18 protein-coding genes and 1 pseudogene are annotated in these 22,497 nt (G+C 60.8%); 5 read left to right on the forward strand and 14 right to left on the reverse strand.

What is annotated here, in order from left to right; all coding sequences use genetic code 11:
- Positions 1–1,399: 1,399 nt before the first annotated feature.
- The gene (gene ppx, locus VF672_RS06275; RefSeq protein ID WP_331102595.1) at positions 1,400–2,902 is read left to right on the forward strand and encodes an exopolyphosphatase; all 1,503 of its coding nucleotides are present in this window, start codon (positions 1,400–1,402) and stop codon (positions 2,900–2,902) included.
- On the opposite strand, the gene ppk1 is transcribed toward ppx, so the two are convergent.
- Positions 2,889–5,111 carry a polyphosphate kinase 1 gene (ppk1, locus tag VF672_RS06280; RefSeq protein ID WP_331102597.1) on the reverse strand — a complete coding sequence of 741 codons (2,223 nt, stop codon included), beginning with the start codon at positions 5,109–5,111 and terminating at the stop codon, positions 2,889–2,891. The genes ppx and ppk1 overlap by 14 nt on opposite strands.
- A gap of 517 nt (positions 5,112–5,628) precedes the next feature.
- Here ppk1 and VF672_RS06285 point away from each other — a divergent pair.
- Positions 5,629–6,246: a DedA family protein gene (locus VF672_RS06285; protein WP_331102600.1), complete on the forward strand. Its 618-nt coding sequence runs from the start codon at positions 5,629–5,631 to the stop codon at positions 6,244–6,246.
- A 127-nt stretch (positions 6,247–6,373) separates the two neighbouring features.
- On the forward strand, positions 6,374–7,054 hold the full coding sequence (gene elbB / locus VF672_RS06290; protein WP_331102602.1) for an isoprenoid biosynthesis glyoxalase ElbB: 681 nt from the start codon (positions 6,374–6,376) through the stop codon (positions 7,052–7,054).
- A 79-nt stretch (positions 7,055–7,133) separates the two neighbouring features.
- On the opposite strand, the pseudogene VF672_RS06295 reads toward elbB, so the two are convergent.
- The 4 genes and pseudogenes from VF672_RS06295 to VF672_RS06310 all read right to left on the reverse strand — a co-directional run.
- Positions 7,134–7,583, reverse strand: a pseudogene (locus VF672_RS06295) (YaiI/YqxD family protein); the annotation flags it as partial.
- A gap of 27 nt (positions 7,584–7,610) precedes the next feature.
- Positions 7,611–9,503: a cytochrome c/FTR1 family iron permease gene (locus VF672_RS06300; RefSeq protein WP_331102604.1), complete on the reverse strand. Its 1,893-nt coding sequence runs from the start codon at positions 9,501–9,503 to the stop codon at positions 7,611–7,613.
- A 206-nt stretch (positions 9,504–9,709) separates the two neighbouring features.
- Entirely contained in the window at positions 9,710–10,336 is a 627-nt protein-coding gene (locus VF672_RS06305; protein WP_331102606.1) for a LysE family transporter, read from the reverse strand.
- 140 nt (positions 10,337–10,476) lie between these two features.
- Positions 10,477–12,387: an ATP-binding cassette domain-containing protein gene (locus tag VF672_RS06310; protein WP_331102608.1), complete on the reverse strand. Its 1,911-nt coding sequence runs from the start codon at positions 12,385–12,387 to the stop codon at positions 10,477–10,479.
- A gap of 46 nt (positions 12,388–12,433) precedes the next feature.
- Here VF672_RS06310 and VF672_RS06315 point away from each other — a divergent pair, with 46 nt between their 5' ends.
- A complete protein-coding gene (locus VF672_RS06315; RefSeq protein ID WP_331102610.1) occupies positions 12,434–12,901 on the forward strand; it encodes a TIGR02444 family protein in 468 nt (155 codons plus the stop codon).
- Here VF672_RS06315 and VF672_RS06320 read toward each other — a convergent pair.
- The gene (locus VF672_RS06320; RefSeq protein ID WP_331102612.1) at positions 12,898–13,878 is read right to left on the reverse strand and encodes an AlgP family protein; all 981 of its coding nucleotides are present in this window, start codon (positions 13,876–13,878) and stop codon (positions 12,898–12,900) included. The genes VF672_RS06315 and VF672_RS06320 overlap by 4 nt on opposite strands.
- A gap of 179 nt (positions 13,879–14,057) precedes the next feature.
- Between VF672_RS06320 and VF672_RS06325 the strand changes: the two genes are divergently transcribed.
- Positions 14,058–14,735, forward strand: a complete 678-nt coding sequence (locus VF672_RS06325; RefSeq protein ID WP_331102614.1) for an FKBP-type peptidyl-prolyl cis-trans isomerase — start codon at positions 14,058–14,060, stop codon at positions 14,733–14,735.
- 81 nt (positions 14,736–14,816) lie between these two features.
- Here VF672_RS06325 and rsd read toward each other — a convergent pair whose 3' ends face one another.
- The 8 genes from rsd to VF672_RS06365 all read right to left on the reverse strand — a co-directional run bounded on the left by rsd (position 14,817) and on the right by VF672_RS06365 (position 22,367).
- The gene (gene rsd, locus VF672_RS06330; protein ID WP_331102616.1) at positions 14,817–15,275 is read right to left on the reverse strand and encodes a sigma D regulator; all 459 of its coding nucleotides are present in this window, start codon (positions 15,273–15,275) and stop codon (positions 14,817–14,819) included.
- 179 nt (positions 15,276–15,454) lie between these two features.
- Entirely contained in the window at positions 15,455–15,982 is a 528-nt protein-coding gene (locus VF672_RS06335; protein ID WP_331102618.1) for a disulfide bond formation protein B, read from the reverse strand.
- 249 nt (positions 15,983–16,231) lie between these two features.
- The gene (locus tag VF672_RS06340; RefSeq protein WP_331102620.1) at positions 16,232–17,479 is read right to left on the reverse strand and encodes a heme biosynthesis protein HemY; all 1,248 of its coding nucleotides are present in this window, start codon (positions 17,477–17,479) and stop codon (positions 16,232–16,234) included.
- On the reverse strand, positions 17,476–18,618 hold the full coding sequence (locus VF672_RS06345) for a uroporphyrinogen-III C-methyltransferase (RefSeq protein ID WP_331102622.1): 1,143 nt from the start codon (positions 18,616–18,618) through the stop codon (positions 17,476–17,478). The genes VF672_RS06340 and VF672_RS06345 overlap by 4 nt, the downstream gene beginning before the upstream one ends.
- 49 nt (positions 18,619–18,667) lie before the next feature.
- Complete coding sequence (locus VF672_RS06350; RefSeq protein WP_331102624.1) at positions 18,668–19,441, reverse strand: uroporphyrinogen-III synthase; 774 nt, start codon at positions 19,439–19,441, stop codon at positions 18,668–18,670.
- The gene (hemC, locus tag VF672_RS06355) at positions 19,438–20,379 is read right to left on the reverse strand and encodes a hydroxymethylbilane synthase (RefSeq protein ID WP_331102626.1); all 942 of its coding nucleotides are present in this window, start codon (positions 20,377–20,379) and stop codon (positions 19,438–19,440) included. Before hemC ends, VF672_RS06350 begins: the two co-directional genes overlap by 4 nt.
- A gap of 162 nt (positions 20,380–20,541) precedes the next feature.
- Positions 20,542–21,288 (reverse strand): LytTR family DNA-binding domain-containing protein, encoded by a 747-nt coding sequence (locus VF672_RS06360; protein ID WP_331102628.1) that lies wholly within the window; start codon positions 21,286–21,288, stop codon positions 20,542–20,544.
- Positions 21,285–22,367: a sensor histidine kinase gene (locus VF672_RS06365; protein ID WP_331102630.1), complete on the reverse strand. Its 1,083-nt coding sequence runs from the start codon at positions 22,365–22,367 to the stop codon at positions 21,285–21,287. The genes VF672_RS06360 and VF672_RS06365 overlap by 4 nt, the downstream gene beginning before the upstream one ends.
- Positions 22,368–22,497 lie beyond the last annotated feature (130 nt).

The raw sequence follows: 22,497 nt of genomic DNA on the forward strand, positions 1-22,497 counted from the left end.
CACAAATACATGCGATCCCGCTGAATGCACGCGGTCAGTGAGTGGGACCGGCTTTAGCCGGGAAGGCATCAAATGGCACACCGCAGAATTGATGGCGCTCACCCTGGCCTCTTCCCGGCTGAAGCCGGTCGCACAAATACACGCGATCCCGCTGAATACACGCGGTCAGTTAGTGGGACCGGCTTTAGCCGGGAAGGCGTCAGCTGCCACACCGCGAAACTGACGCCGCACATACCGGCCTCTTCCCGGCTGAAGCCGGTCCCACAAATACATGCGATCCCGCTGAATACATGCGGTAAGTCAGTGGGACCGGCTTTAGCCGGGAAGGCGTCAACTGTCACACCGCGAAACTGACGTCGGACCCACCGGCCTCTTCCCGGCTGAAGCCGGTCCCACAAATACATGCGATCCCGCTGAATGCACGCGCTCAGTGAGTGGGACCGGCTTTAGCCGGGAAGGCATCAAATGGCACACCGCAGAATTGATGGCGCTCACCCTGGCCTCTTCCCGGCTGAAGCCGGTCCCACAAATACATGCGATCCCGCTGAATGCACGCGGTCAGTGAGTGGGACCGGCTTTAGCCAGGAAGGCGTCAGCTGCCACACCGTGAAACTAACGCCGCGCATACCGGCCTCTTCCCGGCTGAAGCCGGTCCCACGAATACATGCGATCCCGCTGAATGCACGCGGTCAGTGAGTGGGACCGGCTTTAGCCGGGAAGGCGTCAACTGTCACACCGCGAAACTGGCGTCGGACCCACCGCCCTCTTCCCGGTTAAAGCCGGTGCCACAAATACACGCGATCCCGCTGAATACACGCGGTCAGTCAGTGGGACCGGCGTTAGCCGGGAAGGCGTCAGTTGCCACACCGTGAAACTGACGCCGCACATACCGGCCTCTTCCCGGCTGAAGCCGGTCCCACGAATACAGGCGATCCCGCTGAATGCACGCGGTCGGTGAGTGGGACCGGCTTTAGCCGGGAAGGCGTCAGCTGCCACACCGCGAAACTGACGCCGCGCATACCGGCCTCTTCCCGGCTGAAGCCGGTCCTACAAATACACGCGATCTCGCTGAATGCACGCGGTCAGTGAGTGGGACCGGCTTTAGCCGGGAAGGCGTCAACTGTCACACCGCGAAACTGACGTCGGACCCACCGGCCTCTTCCCGGCTGAAGCCGGTCCCACAAATACACGCGATCCCGCTGAATACATGCGGTCAGTCAGTGGGACCGGCTTTAGCCGGGAAGGCGTCAGCTGCCACGCCGCGAAACTGACGTCGGACCCACCCGCCTCTTTCCGGCTGAAGCCGGTCGCACTGAACCTCGCGTAAATACGTTCCAGGTTTGGCGACGGTGATGGATCGTGGCACGATGTCGGGGTTATCGACCGAGACCTTTTGACCATGCCGCTATCCACAGCCAAAAACCTCTCGCTCATCGCCGCGATCGACCTGGGCTCCAACAGCTTCCATATGGTGGTCGCCAAAGCCAATCAGGGTGAGATTCGCATCCTTGAGCGGCTCGGTGAGAAAGTGCAGCTGGCCGCGGGGATCGATGACGACCGCCGCCTCAGCGAAGAATCCATGCAACGCGGGCTCGACTGCCTAAAGCGTTTCGCCCAACTGATCAACGGTATGCCGCTCGGCGCCGTGCGCATCGTCGGCACCAACGCCCTGCGCGAAGCCCGTAACCGCAACGAATTCATCCACCGCGCCGAAGAAATCCTTGGCCACCCGGTGGAAGTCATCTCCGGCCGTGAAGAAGCGCGCCTGATCTACCTGGGCGTCTCCCACACTCTCGCCGACACGCCCGGCAAACGCCTGGTCGCCGACATTGGCGGCGGCAGCACCGAGTTCATCATTGGCCAGCGCTTCGAGCCATTGCTGCGCGAGAGCCTGCAAATGGGCTGCGTCAGCTTCACTCAGCGCTACTTCAAGGACGGCAAGATCACACCGGCGCGCTACGCCCAGGCTTACACCGCAGCGCGGCTCGAGATCATGAGCATCGAACATGCGTTGCACCGTCTGACGTGGGATGAGGCCATTGGCTCGTCCGGCACCATTCGCGCCATCGGCCTGGCGCTCAAGGCAGGCGGCCATGGCAACGGCGAGGTCAACGCCGAAGGCCTTGCCTGGCTCAAGCGCAAACTGATGAAGCTTGGCGAAGTGGACAAGATCGATTTCGAAGGCCTCAAGCCGGATCGTCGGGCGATTTTCCCGGCAGGTCTGGCGATTCTCGAAGCAATCTTCGACGCACTCGACCTCAAGCGCATGGACCATTGCGAAGGGGCCCTGCGTGAAGGCGTGCTGTACGACCTGCTCGGACGCCATCATCACGAAGACGTGCGCGAACGGACCCTCAGCTCGCTGATGGAGCGCTATCACGTTGATCTCGAACAAGCCGCCCGTGTCGAACGCAAGGCGCTTTCTGCCCTGGAGCAGGTGGCCAAGGCATGGGAGCTTGAAGACAATTCGTATCGCGAGTTGCTGAGCTGGGCCGCGAAGGTGCATGAAGTGGGTCTGGACATCGCCCACTATCACTATCACAAGCATGGCGCGTACCTGATCGAGCACTCGGACCTGGCCGGCTTTTCCCGCGAGGACCAGCAAATGCTCGGCCTGCTCGTGCGCGGCCATCGCCGTAATATTCCCAAGGACAGGTTTGCCGAGTTCGGCAATGAAGGCGTGAAGCTGATTCGTCTGTGCGTGCTACTGCGCTTCGCGATCCTGTTTCACCACATTCGCGGCACCCAGGAAATGCCTCAGCCCGTGCTGACCGCCAGCGGCAACCATCTGGACATCGTGTTCCCGGATGGCTGGCTGGAAAACAACCAGCTGACTCAGGCCGACTTCGCGCTTGAAGCGGAGTGGCTGACCCGAGTCGGCATCATCCTCAACGTACGCTGAGGACCGGGTTGCTCAGCTTCTCAAGCAGACTCGCCTGCACATTGCGGGCGTTCTGATTTCCGGTCGGGGTGCTGCGCAGGTAACGCCCGTCCGGCTGCAGCAGCCAGCTATGGGTGTTATCGGTCAGGTACCCTTCCAGCTCTTTCTTGACCCGTAGAATCAGCTTCTTGCCCTCGACCGGGAAGCACGTCTCGACGCGCTTGTCGAGGTTGCGCTCCATCCAGTCGGCACTGGACAAGAACATCTGCTCGTCGCCGCCATTGAGGAAGTAGAACACCCGCGTGTGCTCCAGAAAGCGCCCGATGATGGAGCGCACCTGGATGTTGTGTGACACGCCCGGCACGCCTGGGCGCAAGCAGCACATGCCGCGCACGACGAGGTCGATTTTCACCCCGGTCTGACTGGCCTTGTACAGCGCGCGGATGATCTTCGGATCGGTCAGCGAGTTGAACTTGGCGATAATGTGCGCTGGCTTGCCCTCGGACGCGAACTGCGTCTCCCGGGCAATCATGTCCAGCATGCCTTTCTTCAGGGTGAACGGCGCGTGCAGCAGCTTCTTCATGCGCAACGTCTTGCCCATACCGATCAACTGGCTGAACAGCTTGCCGACGTCTTCGCACAGTGCGTCATCTGATGTCAGCAGGCTGTAGTCGGTATAGAGACGTGCGTTGCCGGCGTGATAGTTACCGGTGCCCAAGTGCGCGTAACGGACAATCTCGCCGGCTTCGCGTCGCAGAATCAGCATCATCTTGGCGTGGGTCTTGTAGCCGACCACGCCGTAGATCACCACGGCGCCCGCTGCCTGCAAGCGGCTCGCCAGTTGCAGGTTCGACTCTTCGTCAAAACGCGCGCGCAGTTCGATGACGGCGGTCACTTCCTTGCCGTTGCGCGCGGCATCGACCAGCGCATCGACGATTTCGGAATTGGCGCCGCTGCGGTACAGCGTCTGCCGCACGGCGAGCACGTGGGGGTCTTTGGCCGCCTGACGCAGCAAATCGACCACCGGCGTGAAGGATTCAAACGGGTGCAGCAGCAGGATGTCCTGCTTGCTGATGACGTTGAAAATGTTTTCGCTGTTCTGCAGCAGCTTCGGAATCGCCGGGGTAAACGGCATGTACTGCAGCTCGGGATGGCTGTCCAGGCCGGTGATGCTGAACAACCGGGTCAGGTTCACCGGGCCATTGACCTGATACAGCTCGCTCTCGCTCAGATTGAACTGCTTGAGCAGGTAATCGGAGAGCGTTTTCGGGCAGGTGTCAGCCACCTCCAGACGCACCGCATCGCCATAGCGACGCGAGAAAAGCTCGCCGCGCAGTGCGCGTGCAAGGTCCTCCACGTCTTCGGAGTCGAGTGCCAGGTCGGCGTTTCGGGTCAGCCGGAACTGATAACAGCCCTTGACCTTCATGCCCTGGAACAGGTCATCGGCGTGGGCGTGGATCATCGACGACAAAAATACGTAGTTGTCGCCAGTGCCGCCTACGTCCTCCGGCACTTTGATGATGCGCGGCAACAGGCGCGGTGCCGGGATGATCGCCAGACCCGAGTCGCGGCCAAAGGCATCAATGCCTTCCAGCTCAACGATGAAGTTCAGCGACTTGTTCACCAGCAGCGGAAACGGGTGCGTCGGGTCCAGACCGATCGGGGTGATGATCGGCGCGATCTCGTCACGGAAATAACGGCGCACCCAGGCCTTGATCTTGGCGTTCCAGTTGCGACGGCGGATGAAGCGCACCTGGTGCTTTTCAAGCTCCGGCAAGAGGATGTCGTTAAGAATGGCGTACTGGCGATCCACGTGGCCGTGGACCAGTTCGCTGATGCGCGCCAGGGCCTGATGAGGCTGGAGCCCGTCAGCGCCGGCCTGTTCGCGGGCGAAGGTGATTTGCTTTTTGAGGCCGGCGACGCGAATTTCGAAGAACTCGTCCAGGTTACTGGAGAAAATCAGCAGAAACTTCAGCCGCTCAAGCAACGGGTAGGACTCGTCGAGCGCCTGTTCCAACACGCGGATGTTGAATTGCAGCTGCGAGAGCTCGCGATGAATATAGAGGCTGCTGTCATCCAGATTGGGCACCGCGATGGCATGCGGGGCGGGATGATGCGGTTCCAGCGCGGGGACCACTTCAATGGTCGGCTCGACCACGGCAGTGACTTCCGGGCTAAGGGGCTGTGGGTCAAGCTCGGCTGCGGCTTCGGTAGATCCTTCGTTGATCATGAATAATCCTGTAAGGAAATTGGCCTTGTGACAGTTGGGCCGCGCATACGGCCGAGGTCGAAATGCCGCTTGCGCCACAACAGTGGTGACGAACAGCGTGGGGCAACGGTCACGCCCAGGCGTGGCAGTTCTGAAAAATGCTTGCGGCATGACGCTGGGTTGCCCGGTGGGGCGATGGACATCAGGCCCGCTGCTATAAGCAGTTTGACTCTCCACGCTACGGATTTCTCCGCGACGTGCAACCCCGGCCCGCCGACATGTCGGGAGTATCTGCTCGGGCCAGCAGGATTTCCGAAGGGTGGAGATACCGCAATGAGGGCAAGCGCGACATTTATAAGCCGCGCTTATGACACTTCCATGACAGTTGTAATTGCCACGTAACGTTTGGGACACAAACGCCATCTTCGAGCGAAAAATCGCCATTGGACGTAGGAAACTTTAACGCCGTGACACATTTGCATACTTTCCTGAATGCCTTGGGCGCGTTAGGCTGCGCGTTCATTTCGCCAGCACCCAAATGATGCTCCAGCATTTTTTACAAGAATTTGGCTACTTCGCCCTTTTCCTCGGGACCTTTTTTGAAGGCGAGACCATTCTGGTGCTTGCCGGATTTCTCGCGTTCCGCGGATACATGGATATCAATCTGGTCGTGGTGGTTGCCTTTTTCGGCAGTTACGCCGGTGACCAGCTCTGGTATTTCATGGGGCGCAAGCATGGCCGCAAGCTCTTGGCCCGCAAGCCACGTTGGCAGTTGATGGGCGATCGCGCGTTGGAGCATATCCGGCGCCACCCTGATATTTGGGTGCTGAGCTTCCGCTTCGTCTATGGCCTGCGGACGGTCATGCCGGTTGCCATTGGCCTGTCCGGCTATCCACCGGGGCGCTACCTGTTGCTCAATGGCATTGGGGCTGCGGTATGGGCTGCGGCCCTCGGCGCGGCGGCCTATAAGTTTGGGGCCGTACTCGAAGGCCTGCTGGGCAACGTCAAGAAATACGAGCTGTGGGTGCTCGGCGCATTGCTGGTCATCGGTGTGCTGCTGTGGATTCGCCGGCGCATCAAAAATGCTCGTGTCGCCCGGGAAGCCAAGCTGGCCCTCACGGCCAATACCGAGGCCAAGAACACCCCGGACGAGTAACGCCAGCCGCACGCCGATGAATCCGGAGACATTCGCTGACAGCGTTGTCCTAGATTCATGACCTGTGATCAGCGCATGTCTGACCTGCCTACCGGTTCTTGTACGAGCCTGAGAGAGGAACACGCGAATGACCAAAAAAGTGGCCGTTATTCTTTCTGGTTGCGGCGTCTACGACGGCGCTGAAATTCACGAGAGCGTGCTCACCTTGCTGCGCCTCGACCAACGCGGCGCGGCGGTGAAGTGCTTTGCACCCAATATCCCTCAGCACCATGTCGTCAATCACCTGACCGGCGACGAAATGCCAGAGTCGCGCAACGTGCTCGTCGAATCAGCCCGCATCGCCCGGGGCGCCATTGAAGACATCCGCGAAGCAGACGTCACTGAATTCGATGCATTGATCATTCCTGGCGGCTTCGGTGCTGCGAAAAACCTGTCGGATTTTGCGACTCAAGGCGCCGGCTGCAAGGTTCAGGCTGAAGTCCTTGCGATGGCCGAAGCGTTCGCTGCGGCCGGAAAACCCGTCGGGCTCATCTGTGTATCGCCTGCGCTGGCCGCCAAAATCTATGGGCCGGGGGTGACCTGCACGATCGGCAACGACGCCGAGACCGCCGCAGCGATCACCCGAATGGGCGGCACCCACCAAGCGTGTGAGGTGACGGAAATCGTCGAAGACAAGGACCGTAAACTGGTGAGCACGCCGGCTTACATGGTCGCCACGTCCATCAGCGAAGCCGCATCCGGAATCAACAAGCTGGTGGACCGGGTTCTGGAGCTGGTGCAGGAAAACGAGGACCGCCTCAGCGCCTGATCCTGGAGGCGTGTTCGGTAACGCCGTTATCCGCCCACTCAAGGGAGGCTATTGTTCCCCGCTGCCACTGCGCGGGGTACTCACGGGCCAGCCGCGTCAGTATCCGGTCGAGGCAGTTGGCGAACGCCTGCTTTTCCCGCTCGCCATAAGCGCCCTGCCCGCCACCTGCCTGGCCTTGCTCGCGCAGATCCGTGAAGAGATTGCGCATCGCCAGGCGCTGCCCCATGTTCTGCGCATCGAACTCCTTCCCCCGTGGGTCCAGCGCTGCGACGCCCTTCTTCACCAGCCGATCAGCCAAGGGCACATCGCTACAGATCACCAGTTCGCCCGGCACAGCGTGCTCCACCAGATAATCATCCGCCGCATCCGGCCCGCTCGGCACAACGATCAACTTCACAAGGGTCAGGCTTGGCTTGATCTGGCTCTGCCCCGCCACCAGCACCACCTCAAACTTACGCTTTAGGGCGAATTTGATGACGAGGTCCTTGGCGGCCTTGGGGCAGGCGTCGGCATCGATCCAGACGCGCATTACACGGCTCCGATTCAGAAAGTGAGTTTATACAGCTGCGGCGCGGCGCTTCTCAACCAGACGGCTGCGGCCGTACAGCACCACAATCGCCAGCAGCGCTATAGCTTGAGCGCCAAGCGAATAGGCGTCGGCATGGATGCCCAGCCAATCGAAATCAAAGAACGGCACCGGACGGGTGCCGAAAATCCCGGCTTCCTGCAGCGCTTTAACGCCATGACCAGCAAACACCACCGACAGCGCACACAGCAGCGCTGCGTTGATACCGAAAAACAGGGTCAGTGGCAGCTTCGCAGAACCGCGAAGGATCACCCATGCCAATCCGACCAGCAGCACCAGCGCCGTGGCGCCGCCGGCCAATACCGCGTTGTGGCCCGCGGGCCCTGCCTGCAGCCACAGGGTTTCATAGAACAGAATGACTTCGAACAGCTCCCGATAGACCGAGAAGAACGCCAGCACGGCGAAGCCGAAACGGCCGCCACCGCCGACGAGACTGTTTTTGATGTAGTCCTGCCAGGCGGCGGCATGACGTCGGTCGTGCATCCACACACCCAGCCACAGCACCATGACGCTGGCAAACAGCGCCGTCGCGCCCTCCAGCAGTTCGCGCTGCGAACCGCTGACATCGATGACGTAGGCCGCTAGCGCCCATGTACCCAGTCCCGCCAACAACGCCAGCCCCCAGCCGACGTTGACGCTGCGCACTGCCGACTGCTGGCCGGTGTTGCGCAGAAACGCGAGGATGGCCGCGAGCACGAGAATCGCTTCCAAGCCTTCACGCAGCAAAATCAGCAGACCGGAGATGAAGCTCAATGAGGTGCTCAAGCCACTGCTGCCGAGCAATTGGGCAGACGCCTTGAGCTTGGCCTTGGCGTCAGCCAGCTTCTGCGCTGCCTGTTCGGCGGGCAGACCGTCCTGCAGCGACTGCCGGTAGGCCATAAGCGCTTTCTCGGTGTCCTTGCGAACGGTGGCATCAACGTTGTCCAGCGAGCTTTCGACCAGCTCGAAGCCCTCCAGGTATGCCGCGACGGACAGGTCATACGCTTGCTCGCGATCACCGGACTGGTAAGCGGTCAGGCTCTTGTCCAGAGTGGCGCTGGTGTAATCGAGCAGCTGCGCCGGGCCGCGTTGAACCTGGGGAGGCTGAGCACGCTGGGCACGGAAGCTTGCCGCGGCTTGCGGCCCTTCACTTGCGCTGACTTCAGCGGGGGTCTGTCGCGCCAGATCGGCGAGGTTGTAGGCTTTGTCCCGGCCGGTCGCGGCATCAGCGCTGAAGCCTGCGATGTAAGTGGCAACGTCCCAACGCTGGCGGTCATCCAGCTGGTCCGCAAATGCGGGCATCTCAGTGCCGTCAATGCCCAGTCCAAGGGTGGTGTAGATGTCGTAAAGACTCAGACGGTCGAGCCGTGCGGCGTCACGCAAGTTGGCCGGTGGCGGTGAAAGGCCGATCCCGGCAGGACCGTCCCCTGCCCCGGCATCGCCATGGCACACAGAGCAATGCTGCGCATACAGCGGCGCGCCACGCGCCGGATCCGGTGTGATGACCGGGGCCTGGCTGACTTCATACGCCACCGCCAACTTGGCGCCGAGCTGACGCGCCTGACGGGCCACCTGAGTACCGTCCTGCTTCTGATCGACGGCACTCACCAGCGCTGCAACGCCCTGCTCAAGCTCTGCCCGCTCTGCCTTGGCCGGCAGCGCGGCGATCATGCCCTGCAACGCCGCGAGAAACTCCGCCTGCTCGCGGTATTCGGCATCGTCGATGACCTTTCCGCCCGCGATCGTCGCCGGATAGTCAGCCCCCACGTAATCGAGCACATGCAACGCCTGCGCGGCGTCCTCGGCGGGCGCTGCGCACACACCGACGCTGAACAGGCTCAACAGCACGAGGCTCAGGCACGTCGAAAAGCGGGAGCGGAACATGGGGGTGGATCTCAAATAGGAATGCGAAGGGTTGCCATTGTTCATGTTAGTCGCTGAGGACTCAAGCGCTGCGTTCAGGCGAAGCAGGCAAGCTGAACTTCAAGCGTCGCCCTGTAAAATTGAGGGCAACCGAACCGGCCTTTTCCCGGCTGAAGCCGGTCCCACTAATGCGTCGTATGCATCCAGTGGGACCGGTTTTCGCTGGATCAGGCGCGATGCAAAGTGGCGAGAAATGCCGCTGCGCTGACGAACAATCCGGCGAACGTGCGGTTCATTCGGCGTTGCTGTTTGTGGGTTTTGAGTAAGCGGAGCACTTTTGAGGCCAGGCCGGTGTAGCCGGCCATAACGATCAAGTCCACGCAGACCATGGTCGCGGCGATGATCAGGTATTGCGGCAGCAGCGGCAGGTGCGTGTCGATGAACTGCGGCAGGATCGCCAGAATGAACACCAGCGCCTTGGGGTTGCTGATGTTCACCAGAAAGCCGCGGGCCATGAGCACAAGCGGCCTGCCCACCGGGCGCACAGCCGACTCATCCGCCAGATCGCTCGGCAGCGCACGCCATTGCTTGATGCCCAGATAAACCAGGTAAGCGACGCCAAACCATTTGATCAGGGTGAACGCCAATGCCGAAGTGGCCAGCACTGCGCCAAGCCCGGCGGCGACCACAGCGATCTGCACAACCAGGGCGACCTGCAGGCCCAGCGCATTCCAGTAGCCGCGCCAGAACCCGTATTGCAGACCGCTGGACATCGAGGCGATGGCGCCGGCGCCCGGAGACAGGCTGATAACCCAACAAGCGGCGAAGAACGCAAACCATGTTTCAAGCGACATTGCGCACCTCTGTCAGGAAAAACTTTGTCTAACCTAGTGTTTCCGGGCCTTTGAAAGCCAGTCATTTCTGACTGTTTCAGCAACTTGGCACATAGCTGTTCCGGTCGATCAGCGTTTCACGGCTAACGCAGGCGACGCCGTCAGGACAACGCTTCCAGCTCCGCCTGCATCGATTCCAGGAGTTCCAGTGCTTCCATCCACGCTTCTTCGAGCTCGGACTCGCGGGATTTCAGCTTGGCCTGGTCGGCCAGCAGGTCACGCAATTTGTCTTTGTTGGCCGCTTCGTAGACACCACTGTCGCCCAGGGCCGCTTCGATCTTCGCCAGTTTCTCGTGCACGGTGCCAAGCTCTTTCTCAAGCTTGTCAGCTTCGCGCTTGTGCGGAGCGAGTTGTTGGCGCAATGCGGCAGCCTGCTGACGCTGGGCTTTTTTGTCGGTCTTGTCGACGTTGACTGGCGTATTGCTCGTCGGCGCATTGCGCAGGCGGTAGTCCACCAGCCAGCGCGCATAGTCGTCCAGATCGCCATCGAACTCCTGAACCAGGCCATCGGCGACGAGGAGAAAGTTGTCCGTCGTGCTCTTGAGCAAATGGCGATCGTGTGAGACCACCAACACCGCACCACTGAATTCCTGCAGCGCCATGGTCAGGGCCAGGCGCATTTCCAGATCCAGGTGGTTGGTCGGTTCGTCGAGCAGCAGCAGATTGGGCTTGTCCCAGGCAATCAGGGCCAACGCCAGGCGCGCCTTCTCGCCGCCGGAGAAATTCAGCACCGGCTCGTCGAGACGCGCACCGCGGAAGTCAAAACCGCCGAGGAAGTCCCGCAGCGCCTGTTCGCGCTCAACGGGCGCGATACGTTGCAGGTGCAGCAACGGACTGGCTTTAGCGTCCAGGGAATCAAGCTGATGTTGCGCGAAGTAGCCGACTACCGTGTTTTCGCCACGCACCATGCGTCCGCTCAACGGTTCGAGCTCACCCGCGAGGTTTTTGATCAGCGTGGATTTACCGGCGCCGTTGGGCCCCAAAAGACCAATGCGGGCGCCCGGCGTCAGCTGCAATTTTACTTTTTGCAGGATGGCCTTGTCGCCATAGCCCAATCGCGCATCAGACAAATCCATCAGCGGACTGGAGATTTTGGTCGATTCGCGGAAGGTGAAGTCGAACGGGGAATCGACGTGTGCCGCCGACAGTTCTTCCATCCGCTCGAGCGCCTTGATCCGGCTCTGGGCCTGCTTGGCCTTGGTGGCCTGAGCCTTGAAGCGCGTGATGAATTTCTCCATGTGCGCGCGCTGGGCCTGTTGCTTGTCATAGGCCTGCTGTTGCTGGGCCAGGCGCTCGGCACGAGCACGTTCGAACGCGCTGTAACCGCCACGGTAAAGCGTGATCTTTTTCTGCTCGACATGGGCAACATGATCCACCACCGCATCGAGAAAATCGCGGTCGTGGGAGATCAGCAGCAGCGTGCCCTGATAACTTTTCAGCCAGTCTTCGAGCCAGAGAATGGCGTCGAGGTCCAGGTGGTTGGTCGGCTCATCGAGCAACAGCAAGTCCGAAGGACACATCAAGGCCTGCGCCAGGTTCAGACGCATCCGCCATCCGCCTGAAAAATCGCTGACCTGACGCTCCATCTGCTCGTTGGTGAACCCCAGCCCTGCCAGCAGTTTGCGCGCCCGTGCATCGGCGGTGTAACCGTCGGCACTGTCGAGCTCGGAGTGCAGACGCGCCTGCGCCGCACCGTCCTGGGCCGCCTCGGCAGCGGCGAGGTCGTGCTGCACCTGACGCAAGCGCAGATCGCCGTCGAGCACGTAGTCCACTGCCAGGCGATCGAGGGTATCGACTTCCTGGCGCATGTGCGCGATGCGCCAATCGGCGGGCAGCAGGCAATCGCCGTTATCGGGGGTCAGTTCCCCCCGCAGCAGCGCAAACAGGCTGGATTTACCGGCGCCGTTCGCGCCGATCAGGCCGGCTTTCTGGCCGGCGTGCAGGGTCAGCTCGGCGTCTTCTAGCAGACGTTGCGGACCACGCTGTAAGGTAAGGCTTTGAAGTCTGATCATAATGGCGGCGGAGTCTACCAGCTTCGCCCAAAACAGGTAGATGACGATGCTTTCGGACCTTTGGAGTTTCACCCTGGATTTCTATGCCCGCCCAGGCGTCGAGCAGGCGTGTCTGACGCTGCAAACCAACGGCGCCAATGTCTGTGCGCTGCTGTGCGGCGTCTGGATGGACCGGCGCGGTGTGCAGTTCGACCCGCAGCGGGCGCAACAAATCGGACAATTGGCCGACCCCTGGCACGAGCAGGTAGTAGGACCGTTGCGGGATGTACGGACACGCTGGAAGGCAGGCGCAGTAATTGACGAAGAACTGACGGCGTTACGCGACAGGCTGAAAACACTGGAGCTTGATGCCGAGCGCGAGCTGCTGGTAAGGCTGCAACGGCTCACCAAAGACTGGCCGGAGCGAGATGCCCAACCGACCGGTGTGTGGCTGGAGGCGCTGGCGGGAGGTGCGGCACAGGCCAGTCCCGACGCGCTGCAGATTTTGCTTCGCGCCGGGACCGATATTGCTTAGGACGCGCTGGTCGGTGTCGAATCAGCGGCTTGCGCAGCGGGAGCGACTGGCGCAGCAACGGCGGCCGGAGCAGCAGGCGCAGTGGCGGCTGGCTTGGCAGCAGCCTTAGCGGCCGGCTTTGCAGCGGTTTTTGGGGCGACTGGCTTGGCAGACGCCGCTTTGGCGACAGACTTGGCTACCGGGTTCGCTTTGGCGGCAGGCTTGGCAGCGGCAGCGGACGCGGGTTTGGCGGCAGGCGCTTTAGCCGGCGCAGGTTTGACAGCGCCCTTCACAGCTACTGGTTTGGCAGCAGCTGTCTTGGCAGCCGGCTTGACAGCGGATTTCGCAGCAGCCGCAGTTTTAGCCGCAGGCTTACTGGCGGCACTGGCCGCTGGCTTGGCAGCAGGTGCCTTGCTCGCAGCAGGCTTGGCGACGGTTTTGGCGGTCACTTTGGCGACGGTTTTCTCAGCAACCGCTTTCACTGGGAGCTTAGCGGCCGGCTTGGCCGCCGGGGCCTTGGGCGCGACTTTCGCAGGTGCATTGGCAGCCACTGCCTTGGCGACCGGCTTGGCAGCGGCTGGAACCGGGGCTTTTGCCGCACGGTCGTTCAATGCCTTGCCGACGGCTTCTTTTACGCGGCCGATGCCCTGTGCCAGCTTCAGGGTTTCCTGAGCATCACGCTTGAGGCTGAGGATGTAGCTACGGGTTTCAGTCTGACGATCTTTCAAAGCGTCGAGTAACGACTCAAGCTCAGCCACGCTGTCTTTGGCCTTGCCTTGCGCCTTGGCCTTACCGGCGGCAGCAGCGTCCTGCAATTTGATGCGCGACTTGTGCAGTTTTTCCTGCGCCTTGCCACGTTGTTTCTCGAGTTTGGCGAGCAGTTTTTCCGCATCAGCCAGTGCTTGAGAGCAGGCGTTTTCGAGATGTTCGAGCAGGCTGCCCGACAGCTGTTGAAGCAAATGCAACGGAGTGTTTACTGGCTTCTTGGTGGCCGACATGACTTACCTCCTGGCTGATTTGAGTGCGGCCATACTAGACCTCCGCCCGCACCGCCGCTAGGGCATCGTGACACTACAATCCTTGCGCTCAGGCAAGACGCCGAAAAACGCGGCAATAGCCGTCACGCTCGGCCCTCAGCGCTGGCATAATCGCCCACTTCCCAGGCCGGAGAGCATTCATGTCGCGCTACCTGTTTTTGTCGTTGTTCCTCTTGGTACCCCTCGCTCATGCGGCCGATGCTCCGGCGTCCGACACCACCCACGACCTTTCCTACAGCCTTGGGGCAAGCCTGGGGGAGCGTCTGCGCCAGGAAGCACCCGATTTGCAGCTGCCCGCCCTGCTTGAGGGATTGCAGTCGGCGTATCAAGGCAAGCCGCTGGCTATCAAACAGGAGCGCATGGAGCAGATTCTCAGCGACCACGATGCAGCCCTCGCCCAGGCTGAAAACTCCGGCCAGACCGAGCCGCAAACTGAGGCGGCATTGAAGGACGAGCGCAAGTTCATGGACGCGGAGAAGGCCAAGCCGGGGGTACGCCAATTGGCGGACGGCATCCTGATGACCGAGCTGACGCCTGGCAACGGCGCTAAACCGGACATCAATGGCCGCGTACAAGTGAAGTACGTGGGACGTCTGCCTGATGGCACGATCTTCGATCAGAGCAAACAGCCTCAGTGGTTCCGTCTGGACAGCGTCATTGCTGGCTGGACCACCGCCCTGGCCGACATGCCTGTCGGTGCAAAATGGCGGCTAGTCATCCCTTCGGCTCAAGCGTACGGCGCAGAAGGCGCGGGTGATCTGATTGATCCATACACGCCGCTGGTGTTTGAAATCGAACTGCTCGGCGTGTCGCAATAACGCCGGCGGCGATCTGAGCCGGGGCGCGACAGACAAAAAAAAGGGTGCCTGAGGCACCCTTTTTTTACATCAACAGCCGTCTTAGGCCTTCTCTTCAACCTGTTCCTTGTGCGCGTTGTGCAGCACTTCGATCAGGCAGTCTTCCAGCTCAAAACGTTCGTGCAGCAAACCGCCCAGTTCCTTGAATTTCTCGTCGACACACTTGCCTTCATCGCAGAGATCGTTGAACGCCAGCAGCTTTTCAGTGATGACATCGATTCGAGGGTAGAGCGTGTCAGCCAGTTCAAGCCCGCGCTGATTGTTGAACGCCTTGGCCTCACTGGTCAGTTGTTCGTAGATTTCAAAATGACCGGCTGACACGTAGTCAACCAGGGTGCCGCAGAAGTCCTGCAAGGGCTCGCGCTTCTCAGAGAACGTTCCCGGCTCTGCACCCAGAGCGTCGTAAGCCTTGATCAGCTCGTTGCGCTCAAGCAACCAGCGGTCAATCAGCTTGTGAACCCCACCCCAGCGTTCCTGAGCGTTCTGACAACTTTCCAGCATGATGTTCTCTCTTCCCTTCAGGGGCATGCTGCTTCAGGCGTTCCGATCCGGCCCGAGCTTGTCGTGACCGGCGTAAAGGAGCGTCGACAGCAGCATTGATCCGATGATGCGTGCGGCCCAGATTATGCCCGCATGACTAGCCCATCAAGGTACGCATGGGAGAAAGTTCATACAAGTGTTTAATCCGACGTCCCCACATCCATTGATCTGGATCGACGAAACTCGATAAAAAGGTAATACAGCGCGAACAGGCACAAGCCGGAGAATGCCAGCAAGCTCCACTCCGGCAAGCTGATGCCGAAGAGAGACCAGTTGATCTCGGAGCATCCTGCGCTCCCTGCCAGCACCATGGTCATGACCTTGATGAAGGACTGCGTTTGCATCAGGTAGTGAAGGTTTTCAATGCAGGCGGCCATGTTCTCCGGCGGCGAAGCCTGCAACCAGACCTGGCGTGCCGCGACGCTCGCCCCCAACACCGCAAGCAGTAAAAGAATGCCTGCGTATACCCGCCAGCCAGACTTGCCGGGCGCATGCAGCGCGGCGAGCAGGCAGACCCCTGCCGATAACGCCATGAACACACGCTGAAGCAGACACATCGCGCATGGCGCTGCATCGATCACAGGGCCGAGATAAATCGTCGCCCCCACAATTGATGCGCAGGCCAGAAACGCCAAAGAGAACAAGGAGCGCGTACGAGCCAGCTGCATGGAAAATCCGTAACAAAGACGAAGGCGGCTACGGTAGAGGAAAGCGCGCGTCGCTTTCAAGGCACCCAACGGAGGATATTTCTTTGTTGATGTAGGTAAATCCTGACGCCGCGCATAAGAGGTTATACGGGTAGTTCAAAGATCCCACCAACAAGCCACACGAAGCGCAGAAAGGTCCTACATAAATCAACGAATCAGACACTGAAAAGGCCCGCAATCGGGCCTCTTCAGTTGGCGCCTGAGTTCAGGCTAAACGCGAGTCAGTGCAGGCAAGGGCCGGGCGAGCAAACGCTCGTCCAGCAAACCCAGACCTTCCTGAAACAGCTGATTGCTTCGATCGGTCTCGCCCAGTTGCGCGAGCAAACGCGCCAGCTCGGCACACGCCTCCGGGTTGCGCTGCAACCTCAGGCTGGACTCAAGGTAATCACGCGCTTTGCCCCATAAGCTGCTTTGCAGGCACAGACGGCCCAGGGTCAGCAGCAGGCCAGGATCATCGGTGTGACTCTTCAACCAACTTTCGGCGGTCTGCAGCTGTTTGGCAGGGTCGGCGCCACGTACCAACCCGTACAACCGGGCCAGATGGGTGTTGTAATCACGTTTCATGGCCGTGCGCAGAACTTCCTCTGCCTGGACATCGGCGCCCAGACGGCGAAGCTGCTCGGCATAGGCCAGCACCAGCGCTGGTTCCTGGCGCTGAGCCGAGGTCAATTGCTGCCATGCGTTGTCCAGAGAAGGCAAGCCGGCGGCTACAGCATCGCTGGTTGATTCGCGATGGGCTGCCAGCGAGAGATTTTCGCCCCAGGCACGCCTTTCCAGCTCAGCCAGTTCTTGCGCTGGCAGCACCTTGTCCTTGCGCAGCTCGGGCATCATGCGAATCAACTCAGCCCACTCACCGCGCTCGCGGTACAGGCGTTGCAGCTGTCGCAATACCTGCGGGTTATGCGGATGACGCTCTTGCATGGCCTGCAGAGTCACCAGCGCGCCGTCGAGGTCGCCACGGTCTACCTGCAACTGCGCGTGACTCAGCGCAATGGCCAGTTCGGCGTGGGGCTGACGTTCCAGCGCACGTTCAAGCAGGTTATCGCTTTCCTCGTAACGGCCCTGCTCGTTCGCTGCGCGAGCCGCACCAAGGTAGTACAGCAGTGGCTGACGTTCCGCCTCGGCGGCGCGATGCAGGTTTCGCTGCGCACTGGCCCAGCGGCCTTCGGCGAGGTCCATCTGCCCCTGCTCAATCGCGCTCTGTACACGACGGCTTCGGTTACGACGGGACCAAGGGTTGACCACGCCGCCTGACGTCGTCAGCAACGTAATAACCACCCGCACCAGCCACAGGATGAACAGGATGGCGACCAGCAATGCCAGCGCTGCCCAGATGCTGGATTCGTAGCGAAACGTGTCGTAGGAAATCAGCACGTAGCCCGCATGACGAGAGATCGCGACGCCTATCAGCGCCGCGGCGACCACCAGCACGAAGAGGATCACGTACGCCCGCTTCATGGCTGTTTCTCCGGCTGCGCCTCATCAGTGCGTTTCTCCAGCGCGCCGCCAACCGGCGTGTGACGCTGCTCGAGATAAGCCTGAACCGCAGCCAGACTTTGAGTCAGATCAGGGGTCGCCACCGAAACCGGCTGTTTGCCCAGCTCATCCAGGCGCTGGCCGAGCGCTTTGCTCTGAGGGTTGTCGCGATTGAAATTGCTATCCAGGACACTGCGCGCTTCAGCCATGGCCTTTTCATAGACCGCCGCCTGACCGTTAAGCGCAGCCCATTGCGCCTGCTCGATCGCCAGGCTCAGGGCGAGACGGACCTGCGTCAGGCTCTGTCCTGCCAGCAGAGGACGAATATTTTTGTCTGCATGGAAGTCGATGCGTACGAACTGAGAGATCTTCTCCCACCATTTGGCCCAATAACTGGTGTCGCTGCCATCGGTCAAGCCGAACAGCGAGTCACCCTTGTCCGTGTATTCCGGCGCCAACTCGTTTAGCTGCGCGACCTGGTCACGCACCGCTGCCAGTTGCAGGAACAAGCCGGTGCGATCCGGCTGGTCCACGCTGCGCAACGCGGTCAGACTTTTCGCCAGTTGTTCGCGGGCGGCGAATGCGCCGGGATCGTCCTGCTCGCGGAGAATCTCGTCAGCCCCCTGGACCAGCGCTGCGGCGCTGTTGATGTCTTGCAGCGCGGACAGCCTGAGGCTAGCCAGGCGCAGCAAATGCTCGGCCTCGGCAAGGCGCCAATCCTTGCGGCTGGCGCCAAGCACCGTTTCTACACGCTGGCTCAGGCGCTGTTGATCACCCTGCAACTGCGTCACCAGACGACGGCGATCTTCCAGCTCTTGCGCAGGAGGTAATTGCGCCAGACGCGCTGCGATTTGCTGCTCGCTCTGTTTGAGCGCCTGGGTCTGCGAACCGATGTCCTGCAACTGTCCCGACTGTTCCTGATGACCGGCCTGCATGGCGCGCAGTTGCCAAACGCTCCAGCCGCCAACGGCAACGCCCGCAGCGCCCAATAACAGGGCCAGGATGGCGAGCCCGTTGCTGCTTCGGCGATTGGACGGCTCTTTGTACGCTGGATCCGGCAAGGGCTCGGTTTTCGCCAGTACCGGTTCAACGTCATCTTTTGGCAAGAGTGTTTCGCTCACGTATCCATCCTTTGCATTTTCGGCGTCGCGTAATCCGACTGGTCGACCATTAAACCTGCGAGACAGGCGCGGGGTGTTCGCGCAGTGCAGCCAACAGGGACGCGGCGCTGGCGCCACGGCAGTCCACTACGGTAAGAGACCCGGCAGCATGCGCCATTTCGGCGACCCGCGGGCTTGGTACAAATAACGGCATCTGCGCCAGCGTAGGCCACGCGTCGCCTGCCAACTCACGCAAATGCTCAAAACCCTGCCCACTGCTGACCACCAGCCCATTCAACCGTTCCGCTTTGACGGTGTCAGGCAGCGCAAAAGCCGGGTATTGCGGCAGGCGGCGGCGATACAGTGGCAGGTAATCGACAACAGCACCGCGCTCACGCAAACGCTCGGCCAGCAGCTCTCGTCCGTCTTCGCCACGCATGATCAGCACTTTAGGGTCGTAGCCCGAAAGGGCCTGTTGAAGCTGCGGTAGATGCAGCAGCGCTTCGCTGTCGTCGCCGTGATCGGGGAAGAACACGTTCAGGCCATAATCATCGAGGATCTGCGCAGTCGCAGCGCCGACGGTAAACCATTTCTGCATCGGCGGTTGTGGCCAGACTTCATCGAGCATTGCCAGGCCAAGGCGCGCCGCCGGCTTGCTGACCACGATAACGGCGCAATACGCAGCGAGGTCGTAAATGATCGAGCGGGCCGTTTCTGAAACCGGCAGCGGCTCTATCTCCAGCAGCGGCATGCTGGCGCTGTGCACGCCGATCTCAGCCAGCGTCTGCGCAAGGGCCTGCGATTCTTCAGCGGGGCGCGTGAGCAGCAAACGCCAGGCGTTCACTCGTCCTCTGCCTCGCCGTACACCGCTTTGAGAATCTTGGCAGCACCTTGAGCCAGCAGCGCTTCTGCCACTTGTACGCCCAACGCTTGAGCGTCCACGTATGGGGCACGCGCCTCAGCGTGCAGCAGCACGGCGCCGGAAGGATCGCCCACGAGGCCGCGCAACCAGAGCTGCTCGCCTTCCAATACCGCGTAACAGGCGATGGGCACCTGACAACCGCCGTTGAGGTGCTTGTTGAGCGCGCGCTCAGCCGTGACCCTCATGGCCGTGTCGTCATGGTGCAGCGGAGCCAGCAAGGCGTGGAGTTCTATGTCGACACTGCGGCATTCAATGCCGACCGCGCCCTGGCCCCCGGCAGGCAAGCTGTGGTCGATGCTGATGGGCGCGGTAATGCGGTCTTCGAAGCCCAGACGGATCAGGCCGGCGGCGGCAAGGATGATCGCGTCGTACTCACCCGCATCCAGCTTGGCAAGACGCGTGTTGACGTTGCCCCGTAGAAACTGGATGCGCAGATCAGGACGACGCGCCAGCAACTGAGCCTGGCGACGCAGGCTAGACGTACCGACCACAGCGCCGGCCGGCAACTCATCGAGACTGGCGTAGGTATTGGAGACGAAGGCATCGCGAGGGTCTTCGCGCTCGCAGATGCAGAACAGGCCAAGCCCTTGAGGGAAATCCATTGGCACGTCTTTCATCGAATGAACGGCGATATCGGCTTCGTGTTCGATCAGAGCTGTTTCCAGCTCCTTGACGAACAGACCCTTGCCGCCGATCTTGGAAAGCGGCGAGTCCAGCAGCTTGTCGCCACGACTGACCATCGGCACCAGCGTCACGATAAGGCCGGGATGTGCCTGTTCCAGGCGGGCCTTGACGTACTCCGCCTGCCAGAGGGCCAGGGCACTTTTGCGGGTGGCGATGCGGATTTCGCGAGAAGACATGAACCGGTCCGTACTGAGTAAATGCGGCGAATAATAACAGCTCAGCCTGATCGGGCCGAATGACTGTATTCAATGTGCGCGCATCATTATCTCAATCAACACACGGGCGCCATGCGACGGCGTGTCGCCTGCATCGCACGGCATGCCTCTGGCAGCAGCTGCTTACAACTGCTGCATCATTTTGCGCACGCCGGCAACGTGCCGACGGCTCACAATCAGCGCATCACCGTTGAGCCCTTTGAGGAACAACTGGAAGTGGCCCAGCGGCGTACGCTGAAGGCGTTCGATGCGTTCCCGGGCGACCAGCGCATTACGGTGAATACGCACGAACCGGTCGCCGAACTCATCTTCCAGGGCTTTAAGCGGCTCATCCAACAACACTTCGCCGCCTTCGTGGCGCAGGGTCACGTATTTGTGATCGGCGATGAAATAGATCACCTCGGCCAGCGGTATCAGCTCAATGCCCTTTCGGGTGCGCGCGCTGATATGGCTGCGCGGACCGGCACCGCTTTCGGCAGCAGGCCGGGTCATCGCCGCCAGTTGCACCCGGTTGGGCCGCTCGGCCTTGCGCAATGCCTCGAGCAGATGCTCGGGCCGCACCGGTTTGACGAGGTAACCAACGGCGCTGACCTGAAACGCTTCAAGCGCAAATTCATCATGGGCCGTGCAAAACACGACAGCAGGCGGGGTGTCGCGCTCGCACAGTTTTGCCGCGACCTGAAGTCCATCCAGGCCAGGCATGCGGATATCCAGCAATACCACGTCAGGCTTCAGATTTTCGATCAGCTGCAAAGCTTCTTCGCCATTGGTGGCGCTGGGTTCCAGAACCTTGTAGCCCTCGAGCTCGCTTACCATACGGCTCAGGCGGTCTCGGGCTAGTGGTTCGTCATCAACGATCAGGACATTCATATTGCTCTGGCTTCCTGCGTGAGTCTCGCACAAGGATAGCGTAGACAGGTGAAGTGACGACCGTCTCGACGCTCCACGCTCAGACTGGCGAGAGGACCGAAAAGTGCCGTGATTCGCGCGCCGATGTTTGCCAAGGCCTGCTGAGTGCCGCTTGGGTTTTGCCGTGAGGCGACCTCATCGTAAGGATTGCTGACGCGCAATATAAATACTCCCCGTTCGTACTCCGCCTCAACTCTGACCACGCCGCCTTCAACACGGGGCGCGATGCCGTAAATCAACGCGTTTTCAAGTAATGGCTGCAAGGTTAGCTGGGGAATCGGCAAATCGTCGGGAATTGCACTTACTGCCCAGTCCAACTGTAGACGCTCGCCAAGTCGATATTGCTCAATCGATAAATAGCGTTTTGCCAACTCAAGCTCTTCGCGCCATGTTGTGAGGCTGCCGGGCCTGCCTAGACTGGCGCGAAACAGGTCCGAAAGATCAAGCACGGCCTGCTCCGCCTTGACCGGGTCGCTGGTGACCAGGCTGGCGATGCTGTTGAGTGTATTGAACAGAAAATGCGGGCGGATACGCGCTTGCAGGGACTCGATCCTGGCCTGAAGTTCGGCCTGCTGCTGCTTGCGCCACTGACTCTGCAGATAAAAGTAGCGCAGCATCAGAGCGGACATGATCAAGGCAATCAGCGCATAGCGCAGGTACCGTTCGACGATGCCATCGAACGAGGTCGGGGGATTCACCTGATAGTAGTCCGTCACGGCAGTACACAGCAGCGTTACCGCCACCACCAACAGGCAACCGACGCTGCCGGCCACACCCGCACGCAAGCGCGCCAGCCAGGGGCGCAAGCCACACAGCAGCGCGGCGGAAAGCAGCACGATCCACTGCACGAAAAGAGAAATCAGCGCCAGCCGCACCCAGTCGAAATCCGGCCGCATGGGTTCGATGAGCACGAGCACGAACACCAGCAGTTCGGCCAGCACCACCAGCATCAGCAGCGCCTGGGGCAGACACAGTTCCGGGAGGAAAAACTCTTTGCCGGGCGCACTGCTCTGACCCGGTTGTTTGCGCTCGTTTTGCATGGCCGCCAGTCTCTTCGCTCATACCGTCGCGGGCAAGCCGCCGGGGATAAATAACCGGCAATCCTGTTATCATCGCCCGCGTCTTTAGAATCGGCTGACGCCGATTTTTCATCAGCTTCAGTCACCAGCA

This window comes from Pseudomonas sp. (assembly GCF_036387035.1).
Classification (GTDB): Bacteria; Pseudomonadota; Gammaproteobacteria; order Pseudomonadales; family Pseudomonadaceae; genus Aquipseudomonas.

Excerpts from the sequence above, each read along its gene's own strand:
- ppx (WP_331102595.1), top strand. The coding sequence starts at position 1,400 with ATGCCGCTATCCACAGCCAAAAACCTCTCGCTCATCGCCGCGATCGAC.
- ppk1 (WP_331102597.1), bottom strand. The coding sequence starts at position 5,111 with ATGATCAACGAAGGATCTACCGAAGCCGCAGCCGAGCTTGACCCACAG.
- VF672_RS06285 (WP_331102600.1), top strand. The coding sequence starts at position 5,629 with ATGATGCTCCAGCATTTTTTACAAGAATTTGGCTACTTCGCCCTTTTC.
- elbB (WP_331102602.1), top strand. The coding sequence starts at position 6,374 with ATGACCAAAAAAGTGGCCGTTATTCTTTCTGGTTGCGGCGTCTACGAC.
- VF672_RS06300 (WP_331102604.1), bottom strand. The coding sequence starts at position 9,503 with ATGTTCCGCTCCCGCTTTTCGACGTGCCTGAGCCTCGTGCTGTTGAGC.
- VF672_RS06305 (WP_331102606.1), bottom strand. The coding sequence starts at position 10,336 with ATGTCGCTTGAAACATGGTTTGCGTTCTTCGCCGCTTGTTGGGTTATC.
- VF672_RS06310 (WP_331102608.1), bottom strand. The coding sequence starts at position 12,387 with ATGATCAGACTTCAAAGCCTTACCTTACAGCGTGGTCCGCAACGTCTG.
- VF672_RS06315 (WP_331102610.1), top strand. The coding sequence starts at position 12,434 with ATGCTTTCGGACCTTTGGAGTTTCACCCTGGATTTCTATGCCCGCCCA.
- VF672_RS06320 (WP_331102612.1), bottom strand. The coding sequence starts at position 13,878 with ATGTCGGCCACCAAGAAGCCAGTAAACACTCCGTTGCATTTGCTTCAA.
- VF672_RS06325 (WP_331102614.1), top strand. The coding sequence starts at position 14,058 with ATGTCGCGCTACCTGTTTTTGTCGTTGTTCCTCTTGGTACCCCTCGCT.
- rsd (WP_331102616.1), bottom strand. The coding sequence starts at position 15,275 with ATGCTGGAAAGTTGTCAGAACGCTCAGGAACGCTGGGGTGGGGTTCAC.
- VF672_RS06335 (WP_331102618.1), bottom strand. The coding sequence starts at position 15,982 with ATGCAGCTGGCTCGTACGCGCTCCTTGTTCTCTTTGGCGTTTCTGGCC.
- VF672_RS06340 (WP_331102620.1), bottom strand. The coding sequence starts at position 17,479 with ATGAAGCGGGCGTACGTGATCCTCTTCGTGCTGGTGGTCGCCGCGGCG.
- hemC (WP_331102626.1), bottom strand. The coding sequence starts at position 20,379 with ATGTCTTCTCGCGAAATCCGCATCGCCACCCGCAAAAGTGCCCTGGCC.
- VF672_RS06360 (WP_331102628.1), bottom strand. The coding sequence starts at position 21,288 with ATGAATGTCCTGATCGTTGATGACGAACCACTAGCCCGAGACCGCCTG.
- VF672_RS06365 (WP_331102630.1), bottom strand. The coding sequence starts at position 22,367 with ATGCAAAACGAGCGCAAACAACCGGGTCAGAGCAGTGCGCCCGGCAAA.